Origin of the sequence: Actinomadura latina NBRC 106108 (genome assembly GCF_001552195.1) — a bacterium.
Classification (GTDB): domain Bacteria; phylum Actinomycetota; class Actinomycetes; order Streptosporangiales; family Streptosporangiaceae; genus Spirillospora; species Spirillospora latina.
On the sequence record NZ_BCQS01000061.1, the window covers coordinates 1 to 1927 of the forward strand.

Genomic DNA, 1927 nt, shown 5'->3' on the forward strand with positions numbered 1-1927 from the left:
TTGGACACGCTGTTGGGTCCTGAGGGAACGGGCGTATGCCCGGTGGCCTCGGACTGCGGGACCGGTCGCCGCCTCACCTGTGCTGGTGTGGCGGTGCTGGTGGGCCCGGTTGTTTTTTGAGAACTGCACAGTGGACGCGAGCATCTCTGGCGAACGATGAGATCTCGGGGCTTGTCTTCCATCTTCGGGTGGGGGGCGGGGTTCGGGGTGTTGTTGTTTGTCTGCGATTTGTTTTGATCGTTTTGTGTGTTCAAGTTTTTAAGGGCATACGGTGGATGCCTTGGCATCAGGAGCCGATGAAGGACGTGGGAGCCTGCGATATGCCTCGGGGAGTCGGCAACCAGACTTTGATCCGGGGATTTCCGAATGGGGAAACCTGGCACCCGTCATGGGGTGTCGCCGCCTGCTGAATGTATAGGCAGGTTGGTGGGAACGCGGGGAAGTGAAACATCTCAGTACCCGCAGGAAGAGAAAACAATAGTGATTCCGTGAGTAGTGGTGAGCGAAAGCGGAGGAGCCTAAACCGTGCGCGTGTGATAGCCGGCGGGCGTTGCGTGTGCGGGGTTGTGGGACCATCTGGTCGTCTCTGCCGGGACGGCAAGGAGTTACAAACTGCTCGGGTAGTCGAATGGCTTGGGATGGCCGACCGTAGACGGTGAGAGTCCGGTAGACGAAACTTGAGCGGCTTCTGGGTGTGTTCCCGAGTAGCACGGGGCCCGTGAAATCCCGTGTGAATCTGCCACGACCACGTGGTAAGGCTGAATACTTCCTGGTGACCGATAGCGGATCAGTACCGTGAGGGAATGGTGAAAAGTGCCCCGGTGAGGGGTCGTGAAATAGTACCTGAAACCGTGTGCCTACAAGCCGTCAGAGCGTCCTCAAGGGGTCTTGTGCTTCTTGTTCGTGATGGCGTGCCTTTTGAAGAATGAGCCTGCGAGTTATGGTGTGTGGCGAGGTTAACCGGTGGCGGGTAGCCGTAGCGAAAGCGAGTCTGAATAGGGCGTTTTCAGTCGCATGCTGTAGACCCGAAGCGGGGTGATCTAGCCATGGGCAGGGTGAAGCGCCGGTAAGACGGTGTGGAGGCCCGAACCCACCAGGGTTGAAAACCTGGGGGATGACCTGTGGTTAGGGGTGAAAGGCCAATCAAACTCCGTGATAGCTGGTTCTCCCCGAAATGCATTTAGGTGCAGCGTCGCGTGTTTCTTGCCGGAGGTAGAGCTACTGGATGGCTGATGGGCCCTACAAGGTTACTGACGTCAGCCAAACTCCGAATGCCGGTAAGTGAGAGCGTGGCAGTGAGACTGCGGGGGATAAGCTTCGTAGTCGAGAGGGAAACAGCCCAGATCATCGGCTAAGGCCCCTAAGCGTGTGCTAAGTGGGAAAGGATGTGGAGTTGCTGTGACAACCAGGAGGTTGGCTTAGAAGCAGCCATCCTTGAAAGAGTGCGTAATAGCTCACTGGTCAAGTGATTCCGCGCCGACAATGTAGCGGGGCTCAAGCACACCGCCGAAGCCGTGGCATTGCACCTGTGAGGGTGTGATGGGTAGGGGAGCGTCCTGCAGCCGGTGAAGCCGCCGAGTGATCGAGTGGTGGAGGCTGTGGGAGTGAGAATGCAGGCATGAGTAGCGAATCACACGTGAGAAACGTGTGCGCCGGATGACCAAGGGTTCCTGGGGCAGGCTAATCCGCCCAGGGTAAGTCGGGACCTAAGGCGAGGCCGACAGGCGTAGTCGATGGACAACGGGTTGATATTCCCGTACCCGCTGGTATGCGCCAACGCTGAACCTTCTGATGCTAACCGCCCGATCTGTGGTTCGGGCCTTCGGGCCTGTTCTGCGGGGAGCGTGGGACCCGAGGGGGTAGTAGGTGAGTGATGGGGTGACGCAGGAGGGTAGCTCAGCCCGGGCGGTGGTTGTCCCGGGGTAAG

The 1927-nt window shown here is 58.6% G+C and carries 1 rRNA gene; it reads left to right on the forward strand.

Going from position 1 to position 1927, the window contains the following annotated elements:
- Nucleotides 1-248: 248 nt before the first annotated feature.
- Nucleotides 249-1927, forward strand: a 23S ribosomal RNA gene (locus tag AL2_RS35775); the annotation flags it as partial.